14 protein-coding genes and 1 pseudogene are annotated in these 14716 nt (G+C 61.2%); 7 read left to right on the top strand and 8 right to left on the bottom strand.

The features are described from left to right. Window positions 1-267: 267 nt before the first annotated feature. Both quiC and V9L13_RS16755 read left to right on the top strand, forming a co-directional pair. Window positions 268-2169, top strand: a complete 1902-nt coding sequence (quiC, locus tag V9L13_RS16760) for a 3-dehydroshikimate dehydratase QuiC (RefSeq protein WP_338800058.1) — start codon at window positions 268-270, stop codon at window positions 2167-2169. Window positions 2170-2271: 102 nt separating this feature from the next. Next, a complete protein-coding gene (locus V9L13_RS16755) occupies window positions 2272-2949 on the top strand; it encodes a TetR family transcriptional regulator (protein WP_045122645.1) in 678 nt (225 codons plus the stop codon). 117 nt (window positions 2950-3066) lie between these two features. Here V9L13_RS16755 and V9L13_RS16750 read toward each other — a convergent pair whose 3' ends face one another. From V9L13_RS16750 to V9L13_RS16735, 4 genes are all read right to left on the bottom strand, one after another. Then, the gene (locus V9L13_RS16750) at window positions 3067-3921 is read right to left on the bottom strand and encodes a shikimate dehydrogenase (RefSeq protein ID WP_338800057.1); all 855 of its coding nucleotides are present in this window, start codon (window positions 3919-3921) and stop codon (window positions 3067-3069) included. Then, the gene (aroQ, locus tag V9L13_RS16745) at window positions 3918-4367 is read right to left on the bottom strand and encodes a type II 3-dehydroquinate dehydratase (protein WP_338800056.1); all 450 of its coding nucleotides are present in this window, start codon (window positions 4365-4367) and stop codon (window positions 3918-3920) included. Before aroQ ends, V9L13_RS16750 begins: the two co-directional genes overlap by 4 nt. A gap of 196 nt (window positions 4368-4563) precedes the next feature. Beyond that, entirely contained in the window at window positions 4564-5643 is a 1080-nt protein-coding gene (trmA, locus tag V9L13_RS16740) for a tRNA (uridine(54)-C5)-methyltransferase TrmA (RefSeq protein ID WP_338800055.1), read from the bottom strand. After that, complete coding sequence (locus tag V9L13_RS16735; protein WP_003228434.1) at window positions 5640-6935, bottom strand: NCS2 family permease; 1296 nt, start codon at window positions 6933-6935, stop codon at window positions 5640-5642. Before V9L13_RS16735 ends, trmA begins: the two co-directional genes overlap by 4 nt. Before the next feature lie 223 nt (window positions 6936-7158). On the opposite strand from V9L13_RS16735, the gene V9L13_RS16730 reads away from it, so the two are divergent. Both V9L13_RS16730 and V9L13_RS16725 read left to right on the top strand, forming a co-directional pair. Beyond that, the gene (locus V9L13_RS16730; RefSeq protein ID WP_003228432.1) at window positions 7159-7608 is read left to right on the top strand and encodes a DUF4879 domain-containing protein; all 450 of its coding nucleotides are present in this window, start codon (window positions 7159-7161) and stop codon (window positions 7606-7608) included. Between the two features lie 67 nt (window positions 7609-7675). Then, window positions 7676-8227, top strand: a complete 552-nt coding sequence (locus tag V9L13_RS16725; protein ID WP_338800054.1) for a DJ-1 family glyoxalase III — start codon at window positions 7676-7678, stop codon at window positions 8225-8227. A 5-nt stretch (window positions 8228-8232) separates the two neighbouring features. Here V9L13_RS16725 and V9L13_RS16720 read toward each other — a convergent pair whose 3' ends face one another. From V9L13_RS16720 to V9L13_RS16710, 3 genes are all read right to left on the bottom strand, one after another. After that, entirely contained in the window at window positions 8233-8520 is a 288-nt protein-coding gene (locus V9L13_RS16720) for a HigA family addiction module antitoxin (RefSeq protein WP_003228428.1), read from the bottom strand. 14 nt (window positions 8521-8534) lie between these two features. After that, entirely contained in the window at window positions 8535-8813 is a 279-nt protein-coding gene (locus tag V9L13_RS16715; protein ID WP_027612847.1) for a type II toxin-antitoxin system RelE/ParE family toxin, read from the bottom strand. A gap of 100 nt (window positions 8814-8913) precedes the next feature. Next, window positions 8914-10152 carry an MFS transporter gene (locus V9L13_RS16710; RefSeq protein WP_338800053.1) on the bottom strand — a complete coding sequence of 413 codons (1239 nt, stop codon included), beginning with the start codon at window positions 10150-10152 and terminating at the stop codon, window positions 8914-8916. Between the two features lie 537 nt (window positions 10153-10689). Here V9L13_RS16710 and V9L13_RS16705 point away from each other — a divergent pair. From V9L13_RS16705 to V9L13_RS16695, 3 genes and pseudogenes are all read left to right on the top strand, one after another. Further along, on the top strand, window positions 10690-12132 hold the full coding sequence (locus V9L13_RS16705; RefSeq protein WP_003228422.1) for a cytochrome ubiquinol oxidase subunit I: 1443 nt from the start codon (window positions 10690-10692) through the stop codon (window positions 12130-12132). A 3-nt stretch (window positions 12133-12135) separates the two neighbouring features. Beyond that, complete coding sequence (gene cydB, locus V9L13_RS16700) at window positions 12136-13143, top strand: cytochrome d ubiquinol oxidase subunit II (protein WP_003228420.1); 1008 nt, start codon at window positions 12136-12138, stop codon at window positions 13141-13143. A gap of 84 nt (window positions 13144-13227) precedes the next feature. After that, window positions 13228-13396, top strand: a pseudogene (locus V9L13_RS16695) (DUF2474 domain-containing protein). Window positions 13397-13470: 74 nt separating this feature from the next. Here V9L13_RS16695 and V9L13_RS16690 read toward each other — a convergent pair. Next, the gene (locus V9L13_RS16690; RefSeq protein WP_338800052.1) at window positions 13471-14595 is read right to left on the bottom strand and encodes a class I SAM-dependent methyltransferase; all 1125 of its coding nucleotides are present in this window, start codon (window positions 14593-14595) and stop codon (window positions 13471-13473) included. Between the last annotated feature and the right edge of the window lie 121 nt (window positions 14596-14716).

The following is a 14716-nucleotide window of genomic DNA, read 5'->3' as shown; positions in this document are numbered from 1 at the left end:
TGTTCCACCCGTTTTTGAATTTGTTATGTGGTGTTGTTTGCACGCACTGCGACCGAAGGTTCATTTCCGGACTCAATGTGAAGTCGATGGTGGGCAGTGGACGAAAAATCGTCAATTCGTCGAAACGCCATAGTGTTCGATAATCGCACGCAAAACTAACCGGCTGGTACACTTTAAATTGCTGCTGAAGACGATGCAGCCAATAATTTCCTCACGATAAAAAACGATCCCCTGTAAAAAACTGCAGCGCAGTCCGGGAGTAGAAACATGCAGCGTTCCATTGCCACCGTTTCCCTGAGCGGCACCCTGCCGGAAAAGCTCGAAGCCATTGCCGCCGCCGGGTTTGACGGCGTCGAGATTTTCGAGAACGATCTTCTGTATTACGACGGCAGCCCGCGGGAAATCAGGCAGATGTGCGCTGACCTGGGGATCGCCATCACGCTGTTCCAGCCGTTCCGCGATTTTGAAGGCTGCCGCCGTGATCGACTGGCGCGCAATCTGGAGCGGGCCGAGCGCAAATTCGACCTGATGCAGGAACTGGGCACCGATCTGGTGTTGGTCTGCAGCAACGCCTCGGCGGACAGCATCGGCGATCAACGGATTCTCGTCGATGACCTGCGCCTGCTGGCCGAACGGGCCGGCGCTCGCGGGTTGCGCATCGGCTATGAAGCGCTGGCCTGGGGCCGGCACGTCAATACTTATCAACAGGTCTGGGACATCGTTCGCCAGGCCGATCACCCGGCCCTCGGCGTGCTGCTCGACAGCTTTCACACTTTGTCGCTGAAAGGTGATCCAGGCGCGATCGCCGACATTCCCGGCGACAAGATCTTCTTTGTGCAAATGGCCGACGCGCCGATCCTCGCCATGGATGTTCTGGAATGGAGCCGGCATTTCCGTTGCTTCCCGGGGCAGGGCGAATTCGATCTGCCGGGGTTCCTCGCGCCGATCATCCAGAGCGGCTACACCGGGCCGTTGTCGCTGGAGATCTTCAACGATGGTTTCCGCGCCGCACCGCCGCGGGCGAATGCCGCCGATGGTCTGCGTTCGCTGCTGTATCTGGAAGAGAAAACCCGTCAGCGCCTGGAACAGCAAGCAACGCCGGTGGCCAACCGCGAAATCCTCTTCGAAACGCCACAGGCCAGCGAGTACAACGGCATCGAGTTTCTTGAGTTCGCCGTCGACGAAAGCCTCGGCGCCAAACTGAGCAACTGGCTGGAGCGGCTGGGCTTCGTCAAGGCCGGGCAGCACCGCTCCAAGAGCGTGAGCCTGCTGCGTCAGGGCGATATCAACCTGATCCTCAACGCCGAACCGTATTCGTTTGGCCACAGTTTCTTCGAGGCCCATGGCCCGTCGCTGTGCGCCACTGCCGTGCGGGTCAAGGACAGCGCCAGCGCACTCGCTCGTGCGGTCGCCTACAAGGGCCAGCCCTATCGCGGCTTGGTCGGCCCGAACGAGCTGGAACTGGCCGCGGTGCGTGCGCCGGACGGCAGCCTGATTTATCTGGTGGATGAAGCGGCGGATGTCTATGGCACCGACTTCAATCTGCTGCCGAACGCTCAGGCCCGTGGCGGCCTCAAGCGCATCGATCACATGGCCATGGCGTTGCCGGCCGACAGCCTCGACAGTTGGGTGCTGTTCTACAAGAGCCTGCTGGATTTCGAGGCTGACGATGAAGTGGTGCTGCCCGATCCGTATGGGCTGGTGAAGAGCCGGGCGCTGAGAAGCCGTGACAGTTCGATCCGCCTGCCGCTGAACATCTCGGAGAACCGTAACACCGCGATCTCCCACGCGCTGTCGAGTTATCGCGGTTCCGGTGTGCATCACATCGCCTTCGATTGTGATGACATCTTCGCCGAAGTCAGCCGCGCCAAAGAAGCCGGTGTGCCGTTGCTGGATATTCCGCTCAACTATTACGACGACCTCGCCGCACGCTTCGATTTTGACGACGAATTCCTCAGCGAACTGGCGTATTACAACGTGCTCTACGACCGTGACGCGCAGGGTGGCGAGTTGTTTCACGTGTACACCGAGCCGTTCGAGGGGCGCTTCTTTTTCGAGATCATCCAGCGTAAAAACGGTTATGCCGGTTATGGTGCGGCAAACGTCGCGGTGCGTCTGGCGGCGATGGCCAAATCACGCAGCGGCGCGGTGCGCCAGGCGAAGTTGTAGGAAATTCGTAAACGCGGGATTAAACACGGGTCGCGCAGCTTCCTTAGCGCAGTTGTGCGGCCCATAATCGCCAGCCTGTGCAGTGATGGCCGTGAGCCCGCAATGACAATGACTTCAGAACTCCCCGCAGCCCCCGTCGTATCTGGCATCGAGCCGCGCAAGAGTCGCAAGAACAACCCGGAAAAGACCCGCGAGAACATCCTGCAGGAGGCGATCGTCGAGTTCGTCCAGCAGGGTTTGTCCGGCGCCCGCGTCGACGCGATCGCCGAGCGTATCCACACCTCCAAACGCATGATCTATTACTACTTCGGCAGTAAGGAGCAGTTGTACGTCGAGGTGCTGGAGAAGCTTTACGGCGACATCCGCAGCACCGAAAACCGCCTGCACCTGGCCGAGCTGCCGCCGGTGGTGGCGATCCGCCGACTGGTGGAGTTCACCTTCGATCACCACGACCGCAATGTCGATTTCGTGCGCATCGTCTGTATCGAAAACATCCATAACGCCGAGTTCGTGAAGCGTTCGGACACGATCAAGGCAATGAACAATACGATCCTCGATTCACTGGGCGAGATTTTGCGTCGCGGTGCCGAGGAGGGTGTGTTCCGCACCGGGCTGGACGCGCTGGATGTGCACTTGCTGATCAGCTCGTTCTGCTTCTACCGCGTCTCGAACCGCCATACGTTCGGTGAGATTTTTCAGATCGACCTGCCGGACGAAAGCATCAAGCAGCGTCATCGCGAGATGATCTGCGAGTCGGTGTTGCGCTACTTGCAAGCCTGACGCATTCCCCCTGTAGGAGTGAGCCTGCTCGCGATGGCGGTGTGTCAGCCTATACATCTGGCGCCTGACACACAGCTTTCGCGAGCAAGCCCGCTCCCACAGGATCGATGTTGATCTTCAGCTATTCATGCTTTGGAAATGCGCAAGCATCCGCTGCGCATCCGGCACCACGCCGCTGAACAATTCAAACGCCTTCACCGCTTGAAACACCGCCATGTTGCCGCCGTCCAGCGTGCGGCAACCGAGGGCGCGGGCGTTGCGCAGCAGTTCGGTTTCCAGCGGGAAGTAAACAATCTCCGCGACCCATAATTCCTTGCGCAGCAGCTCCACCGGCACCGGCATGCCCGGCAGTTTGGCCATGCCCATCGGCGTGGTATTCACCAGACCATCGGCCTGATTCAGCGTGCCCGGCAGATCTCGCCCGGCCACCGCGCGGCCTGAGCCGAAATGCTGGTTGAGGTTGTTCGCCAGACTCTCGGCACGTTCGCGGTCGACGTCGAAAATGCTCAGTTGCTGTACGCCTTCGCTCAGCAGCGCGTGGGCCACCGCCGCCCCGGCACCACCGGCGCCCATCTGGACGACACGCTCACGCGCAGCGTCTGTCAGGCCTCGGCGAAAACCTTCGGCAAAACCCAGGCAATCGGTGTTGTGGCCGATGCGCTTGCCATCCTTGAGCACCACCGTGTTGACCGCGCCGATGCCCCGGGCTTCCGGCGACAGTTCATCGAGCAACGGGATGATCGCCTGCTTGCACGGGAAGGTGATGTTCAGGCCGGTGTAGTGCATGCGCTCGGCGGCCAGCAGCAAGTCGGGCAGCGCGTTGCTGTCGAGTTGCAACTGATCGAGGTCGATCAGTCGATACAGGTAGCGCAGGCCTTGGGCATCGCCCTCGTGTTCATGCAGTGCTGGCGTGCGCGAGGCCTGAATGCCCGCGCCAATCAGCCCGGCGAGTATTACGTTCTTACGGATCATGCTGCGCGTCCTTTCAGCCGTTGACTGAAATGCTCCAGGGCCAGGCGATAGCCATGGCTGCCGAAGCCGCACATCACCGCCGTGGCGATGGCCGAAACGAACGAATGGTGGCGGAACGGCTCACGCGCATGCACGTTGGACAGGTGCACTTCGATCACCGGCAACTCACTGGCCACCAGCGCGTCGCGGATCGCCACCGAAGTGTGCGTCCAGGCCGCCGGGTTGATCACGATCCCGGTGCAGCGCCCGCGTGCCGCGTGAATCCAGTCGAGCAATTCGCCTTCGTGATTGGTCTGGCGAAATTCCACGGTCAGGCCGAATTCTTCAGCGGCGCGCCCGCACAGTGCAGAAATATCGGCCAGGGTTTCGTGGCCGTAGGTCGCCGGTTCACGGGTGCCGAGCAGGTTCAGGTTCGGGCCGTTGAGCACCAGAACGATAGGGGGCATGGGGGCAAACTCCACTTATTGTTTTTGGCTTGGGCCGAGGATTTCAGCCTGTGGAGGTAAAATGTACCAGATGGTTACCATGGTCAATTGAGCAACGTTGCGCTTGGCGCTTAGTGTTCGTTAATCGCACAAAACAAAACATCACCCACAAAAAAGCCGTCAATCACGACGGCTTTTTCGTATCTGGCATTCGCTATCAACGCCGGGTCAGCAACACCCCGGACTCCATGTGATGCGTCCACGGGAACTGGTCGAACATTGCACAACGGGTGATGCGGTGGGTGTCGTGCAGTTGGGCGATGTTGGCCGCCAGGGTTTCCGGGTTGCAGGAGATGTACAGGATGTTGTCGAAGCGCCGGGTCAGCTCGCAGGTGTCCGGGTCCATGCCGGCGCGCGGCGGGTCGACGAACACGCTGCCGAACTCGTAGCTCTTCAGGTCGATGCCGTGCAGGCGACGGAACGGACGCACTTCGTTCAGCGCTTCGGTCAGCTCTTCGGCGGACAGACGCACCAGCGTGACGTTATCCACAGCGTTTTCGCTGAGGTTGCTCAGTGCGGCGTTGACCGAGGTCTTGCTGATCTCGGTGGCCAGCACTTTGCGCACGCGGGTGGCGAGCGGCAGGGTGAAGTTGCCGTTGCCGCAGTACAGCTCCAGCAGATCGTCGGGACGATCGCCCAATGCTTCGTACGCCCAGTTCAGCATCTTCTGGTTCACGGTGCCGTTGGGCTGAGTGAACGCGCCTTCCGGCTGACGGTAACTGAAGGTGCGACCACCGACTTCAAGCTTCTCGACCACGTAATCGTGGCCGATCACTTCGCGCTTGCCCTTGGAGCGGCCGATGACGCTGACGTTGAGATCAGCCGCCAACTTCGACGCGGCCGCATGCCAGTGCTCGTCCAGCGGACGGTGATAACACAGGGTGATCATCGCATCGCCGGCCAGGGTGGTCAGGAATTCCACCTGGAACAGCTTGTGGCTCAGCGCCGAGCTGGCCTGCCATGCCGCCTTGAGCTGCGGCATCAACTGGTTGATGCGCAGGCTGGCAATCGGGAATTCTTCGATCAGGATCGGCGTGCGTTTGTCGTCCTGGGAAAACATCGCGTAGTGCCGCTCACCGCCCTCGCGCCACAGGCGAAATTCCGCGCGCAGGCGGAAGTTCTGCAGCGGCGAGTCGAACACGGTCGGCTCTGGCGCATCGAACGGGGCCAGCAGGTCACGCAAACGCGTGACCTTGTCTTCGAGCTGAGTGGCGTAGGCCTGGGAATCGAAAGTCATGCGTTGAACCAACCCAACTTGATCACGAACAGAATCGACAGGATCACCAGCGCCGGGTTCAGCTCACGGGCGCGGCCCGACAGCAGCTTGATCACGGTCCAGGAGATGAAGCCGAAGGCGATACCGTTGGCGATCGAGTAAGTGAATGGCATCGCCAGCGCGGTAACCACCACCGGTGCGGCCACGGTGATGTCTTCCCAGTCTATTTCCGCCAGACCGGAAGTCATCAGCACGGCGACGAACAGCAGCGCCGGTGCGGTGGCGAAGGCTGGAACGCTGGCCGCCAGTGGCGAGAAGAACAGCGCCAGCAGGAACAGGATCGCCACGACGACCGCCGTCAGGCCGGTACGCCCGCCAGCGCTTACGCCAGCCGCGGATTCGATGTAGCTGGTGGTGGTCGAAGTACCCAGCAGCGAGCCGGCCATCGCCGCGGTGCTGTCGGCGATCAGTGCACGACCCATTTTCGGCATGTGGCCGTCCTTGCCCATCAGGCCGGCGCGCTTGGCGACGCCGATCAGGGTGCCGGAGTTGTCGAACAGGTCGACGAACAGGAAGGCGAAAATCACGCTGACCAGACCGATGTCCAGTGCACCCTTGATGTCCAGTTGCATGAAGGTCGGGGCCAGCGAAGGTGGCATCGAGGTCACGCCGCCAAACGGAGTGAAGCCCATGGCGATGGAAATGATGGTCACCGCCAGAATGCCGATCAGTACTGCGCCGCGCACTTTCAGCGCTTCGAGGGCGACGATCAGCGCGAAGCCGAGGGTGGCGAGGATCGGCGCCGGGGCTTTCAGGTCACCGAGGCCGACCATGGTCGCCGGGTTGCTGACTACGATGCCGGCGTTGTGCAGGGCGATCAGTGCCAGGAACAGGCCGATACCGGCGGCAATCGCCGAGCGCAGCGGCAGCGGGATGCTGTTGATGATCCATTCGCGGATGCGGAAGATCGACAGCAGGAAGAAGCACACTGCCGAGATGAACACCGCGCCCAGCGCCACTTGCCAGGTGTGGCCCATGTGCAGGACCACGGTGTAAGTGAAGAAGGCGTTCAGGCCCATGCCCGGAGCAAGCGCGATCGGGTAGTTGGCGATCAGGCCCATGATGGTCGAGCCGATGGCGGCTGCTAGGCAGGTGGCGACGAACACCGCGCCCTTGTCCATGCCGGTCTCGCCGAGGATGCTCGGGTTGACGAACAGAATGTAGGCCATGGCCAGGAAGGTCGTGACGCCCGCCAGAATCTCGGTACGCACGTTGGTGTTGTGTGCCTTGAGTTGAAACAGCCTTTCCAGCATGTCTGCTCCCCGTGGCGCGCGCGGCGCCGTGAATGTATCGACCTCAACAGCAAAGCACAGACCGTCGCAAGCGCCTGGGAATTTGTGGTGGGCCGGAAAAAGCCGCGCATCATACCAGCAGCGTGAGGAATATGGCGGTTGTTGGTGCCGAACGTCGTCGAAGTTTTGCCGGAGGGTTATCTGCGCCATACTGCGCGCTGAATTTTTGGGGAAATACGATCACATGGGCAAGCGCTGGATAAAGGCTTTGGGGGTAATGGCTGGGCTGATGGTCGGGTCGACGGCGGCGCTGGCAGCCTCGGCGCCACCGTTGACTGAAGTGAAGGTGATCAAGGTTCAGTCGCCGGCTTGCGGCCTCGAAGACATCGGCGATAACCAGCCGCAAACCCAGTGCAATCACAGCGGCCCGAGCATCAAGGTGTATGTGCTGGAAGTCGGCTATGGCCAGAACCAGCCGCACGCCACGCTGGACGGTTTTGAAGTCAACGGCACCCGGGCCCCGGTGTGTGCCTACGATAACGGCAATCTGACCGAGTGCACGCCCGGCAGCAAAACTGTCGGCTCGCTGTATACCTTCGATCTGGCGGGCAAGCAGGAAGGCACCTTCAGCTTCAGCAACACCTCGCTCAACGCGCCGCGCAACACCCTGTCGACCCAGCTTTACATCAAGTAACGGCTATCACCGGACGGGGCAGGGCAAAGCTGACTACGCTTGGAAGATCACCCAGCGGATGGCGCCCATGACCTTTAGAGCCCTGATTACCCTCGCCGAGGGCATCGATGATCTGCAAAGCGTGACCCTGATCGATGTGCTGCGCCGCGCCGGTGTCGAAGTGGTGGCGGCCAGCATCGAAGGCCGGCGCATGCTGACCTGCGCGCGCGGTACGCGCCTGACGGCGGATGGCATGCTGGTCGATGTGCTGGCACAGACTTTTGACCTGATTGCCCTGCCCGGTGGTGTTGTCGGTTCACAACATCTGTCGGCGCATCAGCCACTGCAACAGTTGCTCAAGGATCAGGCCAGCGCCGGACGCCTGTTCGCCGCCATAGGCGAAGCCCCGGCCATCGCCCTGCAAGCCTTCGGCGTCCTGCGTCAGCGGCGCATGACCTGCCTGCCGGCTACCAGTCATCAACTGTCGGGTTGTACGTTTGTTGATCAACCGGTGGTGGTCGACGGCAACTGCATCACCGCCCAAGGCTCTGGTGGCGCACTGGCGTTTGCCCTGACGCTGGTTGAGCAGCTTGGCGGCAAGGCGTTGCGGGCGAAGGTGGCGGGGGAGATGTTGGTGTGATGGCTTCAGGCGTGGGCAGCGATAGGCGTAATGGCTGGTTGCTCCCGATGCTCTGCTTGCCACAGATCGTAATCGGTTTGAACGCCTAGCCACACACGCGCCTTGCCAATGCCTGCTCGCTCCAGCCGTACTGCCAGATCCGGGCTGATCGGTGCATGGCCGTGCAATACGCGGGAAAGGTGAGGGCGGGCGAAGCCCAGATGTCTGGCCAATTCACTCACACTGATGCCTAACTCTGGCAAGACATCCACGAGCAGTGTTTCACCGGGGTGTGGCGGGTTGTGCATGGGCATGAGCCTGCCTCCTGTCAGTGGTAGTCCAGATAATCGACCAATTCGATGTCCGAACCGACAAAACGAAAGATAACCCGCCAGTTGCCTGAAACACTGAGCGACCAATATTCGGACAGTTCACCTTTCAGTGGATGCAGGCGCCAACCCGGCAGATCAAGATCTGCGGGAAGTGCTGCGCGATCCATGAACTGCAGCATACGTGCCAGACGTTTTGCGTGATCGGCGCGAATTCCGCGGGTCGAACCTGTTTCATAGAAGCCACGAAGGCCTTTGTGCTGAAAGGATTTGATCATGGCGGCGAGTGTAAGGCGATACATTACACTCTGTGCGGTAACTATGTACCGCACCTTTTCAATCAATTTGTGCTTGGCGTGTTGATTTCGCTGATGTGCCTCAGACCTTCGCCTCTTCCACCGGCACATGCATCCGGTCGCGTTTGGCCAGGGTCGGGAACAGTTTGATCCAGGTCCCGGTGACCACCAGCGTGCCGATCCCGCCCATCACCACGGCCGGTACGGTGCCGAACCAGTGCGCGGTGAGGCCGGATTCGAATTCGCCCAACTGGTTCGAGGCGCCGATGAACAGGCCGTTCACCGCGCTGACCCGGCCGCGCATTTCGTCCGGGGTTTCCAGTTGCACGAAGGAGGCGCGGATCACCATGCTGATCATGTCCGCTGCGCCGAGCACCACCAGCACCGCCAGCGAGAACCAGAACGAAGTCGACAGACCGAAGGCGATGGTCGCGACGCCGAATACGCCGACGGCGGTGAACATCACCCGGCCAACGTTGCGTTCGACGGAAAACCGGGCGAGGAACAGCGACATCCCCAGCGCGCCAACCGCCGGCGCCGAACGCAGCAGGCCCAGGCCCCATGGGCCGGTGAGCAGGATGTCCTTGGCGAACACCGGCAGCAACGCGGTGGCACCACCGAGCAGCACGGCGAACAGATCCAGCGAGATCGCCCCGAGAATGTCCGGGCGGCTGCGGATGAAGCGAATCCCGGCCAGCAGCGAGTCCAGCGTGGCTTTGCCTTTGTTCAGCGGCGTCTGCCGCGCGGGCAGATTGAGCATCAAGGTGCAGGCGATAACGTAGAGCAACACCGTCGGGCCGTAGACCCAGACACTGCCAAACGCGTAGAGCAGGCCACCCATCGCCGGGGCGACGATGGTGGCCGACTGCTGTGCCGACTGTGCTGCGGCGACCGCCCGTGGAAACAGGGCACTGGGCACGATGCTCGGCAGCAGTGCCTGGGTGGTCGGCAGCTCGAAGGAGCGTGCGCCGCCGAGCAGGAAGGCGAGGATGAAGATCATTTCCCGGGTGATGTGATCGGTGGCACTGCCGATGGCCAGCGCCAGGGCAATCAACGCCTGCAACGACTGACAGATCGCCGCGACTCGGCGTCGGTCATAGCGGTCGGCGACGTGACCGGTGTGCAGCATGAACAACACCCGTGGCGCGAACTCGACCAGCCCGACCAGACCCAGATCGAGCACGTTGCCGGTCAGTTGATACAGATTCCAGCCGATCGCCACCGTGAGCATCTGAAAACCGCTGGCGGTGAAGATCCGGGCGAACCAGAACGCGAGAAATGGACGATGGTGACGTAACAGCAGGGGCTCTTGGCTGGGCATCTGAAGGCAGGTCTGGCTCGGGGGGGAACCGCGAGGTTATCACCAGTCTGTAACAGGAAGTTGCTATGACAAAAAATTTAGTTAGCCAGACATCTATCGTCCAAAACCCTCAGTTTCTTGTGGCGAGGGAGCTTGCTCCCGCTGGAGGGCGAAGCACTCCCAAGCATTTCTCTGGATAGGTCAAGGTGGCAGGTTTTACGACTGCTGCGCAGCCGAGCGGGAGCAAGCTCCCTCGCCACAGGGATTTCGCCGCTCCGGGAATGTCTTTCAGAACGTTGCTCAGGCAATGAGGCAACTTGTCACGCGGCAAACGACCACGCCGTTCTTCGTCGGAAATGGGACTACTCTTTCAACATTGCTTGATCCAGATCAAGACCCTCCCGGGCCATGGTCTGGTGGCCCGATGGCCAGACTCCCTGCGTTGCGATGGTTATTAAAAAAGAACGAATCAGAATTCGCCGCACTCGATATTCGTGGGGGCAGTAGGTGCAGGGGCCGCAAGCCCCATCGCCGGTATTACCTGACAGAGGAAGACGTATGTTCGGTTTAGAGGCGCTCGATCTCGCCCGAATTCAGTTCGCATTCACCATCTCGTTCCACATCCTGTTCCCGGCCATCACCATTGGTCTGGCGAGCTACCTGGCGGTGCTCGAAGGCTTGTGGTTGAAAACCCATAACGATACCTACCGTGACCTCTACCACTTCTGGTCGAAAATCTTTGCCGTCAACTTCGGCATGGGTGTGGTCTCCGGTCTGGTCATGGCCTACCAGTTTGGTACCAACTGGAGCCGTTTCTCGGACTTCGCCGGTTCCGTCACCGGACCGTTGCTGACCTACGAGGTGCTCACGGCATTTTTCCTCGAGGCCGGTTTCCTCGGGGTGATGCTGTTCGGCTGGAACAAGGTCGGGCGAAAACTGCACTTCTTCGCCACCGTAATGGTGGCCATCGGTACGCTGATCTCGACGTTCTGGATCCTCGCTTCCAACAGCTGGATGCAGACGCCGCAAGGCTTCGAGATCGTCAACGGTCAGGTGATCCCGACCGACTGGCTGGCGATCATCTTCAACCCGTCGTTCCCGTATCGCCTGATGCACATGGCGACCGCTGCGTTCGTGGCCACGGCGTTCTTCGTCGGCTCGTCGGCGGCCTGGCACTTGCTGCGCGGCAAGGACAACCCGGCGATCCGCACCATGCTGTCGATGGCGATGTGGATGGCGCTGATCGTCGCGCCGATCCAGGCGGTCATCGGTGACTTCCACGGCCTCAACACCCTTGAGCATCAGCCGGCGAAAATCGCCGCGATCGAAGGCCACTGGGAAAACAAAGGCAACGAAGCGACGCCGTTAATCCTGTTCGGCTGGCCGGACATGAAAGAAGAGAAAACCAAATTCGCCGTGGAGATTCCGTATCTCGGCAGCCTGATCCTGACCCACTCGCTGGACAAGCAAGTACCGGCGCTCAAGGAGTTCCCGCCTGAAGACCGGCCGAACTCGACCATCGTGTTCTGGTCGTTCCGGGTCATGGTCGGTCTCGGCTTCCTGATGATCTTCACCGGTCTGTGGAGCCTGTGGCTGCGCAAGCGCGACACCCTCTACACCTCGCGCCCGTTCCTGTATCTGGCGTTGTGGATGGGACCGTCCGGCCTGATCGCGATCCTCGCCGGCTGGTTCACCACCGAGATCGGGCGTCAGCCGTGGGTGGTCTACGGGCTGATGCGCACGGCGGATGCGTCCTCCAACCACAGCTTCATGCAGATGAGCATCACCCTGATCATGTTCGTCGTGGTGTATTTCGCGCTGTTCGGTGCCGGGCTCGGCTACATGATGCGTCTGGTGCGCAAAGGGCCGAAAACCGATGAAGGCAAGGAAACCAACGACGGTGGTCCTGGCCAGAAACGCACACCGGCGCGGCCGTTGTCCGCCGCCGATGACGAAGGCACCGACGCTGACTCGCAGCGCAGCCTGGAAAAGGAGATTTGACTCATGGGTATTGATCTTCCGCTGATCTGGGCCGTGATCATCATCTTCGGCATCATGATGTACGTGGTCATGGACGGTTTCGACCTGGGGATCGGGATTCTCTTTCCGTTCATCCCGGGCAAGACCGACCGTGACGTGATGATGAACACCGTGGCCCCGGTGTGGGACGGCAACGAAACCTGGCTGGTACTGGGCGGCGCGGCGTTGTTTGGCGCGTTCCCGCTGGCCTACTCGGTGGTGCTGTCGGCGCTGTACCTGCCGCTGATCTTCATGCTGATCGGCCTGATTTTTCGCGGTGTGGCGTTCGAGTTCCGCTTCAAGGCCAAGGACGACAAGCGCCACCTGTGGGACAAGGCGTTCATCGGCGGTTCGGTGGCGGCGACGTTCTTTCAGGGCGTGGCACTCGGGGCATTCATCGACGGCTTGCCAGTGGTCAATCGGCAATACGCCGGCGGTTCACTGGACTGGCTGACGCCATTCACCCTGTTCTGCGGCGCTGCGCTGGTGGTGGCCTATGCCTTGCTCGGTTGCACCTGGCTGATCATGAAGACCGAAGGCAAGTTGCAGGAACAGATGCACAACCTCGCGCGGCCGCTGGCGTTCGTGCTGCTGGCGGTGATCGGCATCGTCAGTCTGTGGACGCCGCTGGCTCACCCGGAAATCGCGACACGCTGGTTCAGCAAGCCAAACCTGTTCTGGTTCATGCCGGTGCCGATTCTGGTGCTGGTGACGATGTACGGGCTGATCCGCGCGGTGGCGCGCAACGCCAACTACATGCCGTTCCTGCTGACCCTAGTGCTGATTTTTCTCGGTTACAGCGGTCTGGGCATCAGCCTGTGGCCGAACATCGTGCCGCCGTCGATCTCGATCTGGGACGCCGCTGCACCGCCGCAGAGCCAGGGCTTCATGCTGGTCGGTACGCTGTTCATCATCCCGTTCATCCTGGGTTACACCTTCTGGAGCTACTACGTGTTCCGCGGCAAGGTCACCCATGAAGACGGTTACCACTAGCCTGCGCTCCGCTCACCCAGTGGGAGCGAGCCTGCTCGCGATGGTGTCGTCAGTGACGCCATCGCCTGACGGAGGAACGATGCAATGAACGGCAAACATTCCCTGCACGAGATTGAAGAGGCCGAAAAAAAAGCCGCTGTGGCAGCGGCTCGGCTGGTTGGCCCTGATCTGGATCGGTAGCGTCGGCGCGCTGTTCATTGCGGCCAGCCTGATGCGCCTGTTCATGAGCGCGGCGGGCCTGACCACGCACTGAAACATCCCGTCCCGTTGCCTCTGGGCACGGTTTACCACCCTCCGTACCACGGAGGGTTTTTTTTGCCTGAGGTTTTACTTGCGGGCTTTGAGAATCACGAATTTCGGTGTGGCCGCTACTTGCTCGACGCCACGGAACAGCCGCGCCAGTTTGCTGTGATAACCCAGATGACGGTTGCCGACGATGTATAACGCACCGCCCACCACCAGCGCCTCGCAGGCTTGCTGGAACATGCGCCAGGCGAGGAAGTCGCCGACCACTTGCTGTTGATGGAACGGCGGATTGCACAGCACCACGTCCAGCGATTGCGGCGCTTGTCCGGCCAGACCATCGCCGGCCCGCACGATCACTTCTCGTGCGCCCAGTGCCGCCCGCCAGTTCTCGTCGGCCGATTGCACCGCCATGAACGATTCGTCGACCAGCGTGTAATGCGCGTCAGGGTTGTGCAGGGCGCTGGCGATCGCCAATACGCCGTTGCCGCAGCCCAGGTCGGCGACCCGGGCCGAACCAAGGTTTTTCGGCAAGTGCGGGAGGAACGCGCGGGTGCCGATGTCCAGCCCTTCGCGGCAGAACACGTTGGCGTGGTTGAGCAACTCGATGGCCGGTTCGTCGAGCAGATAACGCGACGGGTAGGGCGAGACCGTCGGGGCTTTCGCTTCGGGCGTGGCGATCAGCAAGCGCGCCTTCTTCACCGCCAGCGACGCCTGTACCGGACCGATGTAGCGCTCCAGCAGGTCGCCAGCCGCCCGCGGCAAATGCTTGACCATCGCCGCAGCCACCACTTGCGCGCCCGGAGCCAGTTGACCTTGCAGGCGAATCAGTTGTTCTTCGAGTAACGCCAGGGTTTTCGGCACACGAATCAGCACCCGGTCGTAGGGGCCGACCAACGGCTCGCTGGCCGGTGTGCCGCGCACGGCATCAAAGGCCAGGCCATTGCGCACCAGGTTTTTCTCAAGGCCCTGAAAAGCCAGGAACGAGTCACCACTGCTGCTGACCTGAACCTTGCCCGCCAGGCTGGCCGCGAGGGCGCCGAAGCTGTCGTTGAGCACCAGTACCCGGGTATCCGCTGCCGGTTGCTCGGCGGCCAGATGATTGAGCAGGTATTCGTCGGCCGCATCGAAGGCTTGCAGCGGTTCATTCTGCTGTTCAGGCTGGCGGATCAGATCGAGTTGGGCAAAGGGCGTATCGAGCAAGGGCATGGGACGGGGACTCTGGGTAATCAACGGGTGGCCCGCGGCCCAGGTGAGCGTGCTGCGGAACCGTCCGAGTGGACCACGACGCCAAAGTTGCCGTCATCACTCAGGAAGGTCGCAAATGGTA

Origin of the sequence: Pseudomonas sp. RSB 5.4 (assembly GCF_037126175.1) — a bacterium.
Lineage (GTDB): Bacteria > Pseudomonadota > Gammaproteobacteria > Pseudomonadales > Pseudomonadaceae > Aquipseudomonas > Aquipseudomonas fluorescens_H.
The sequence above is the reverse complement of the archived record's forward strand: the minus strand, read 5'-3'. Positions and strand labels throughout refer to the sequence as shown.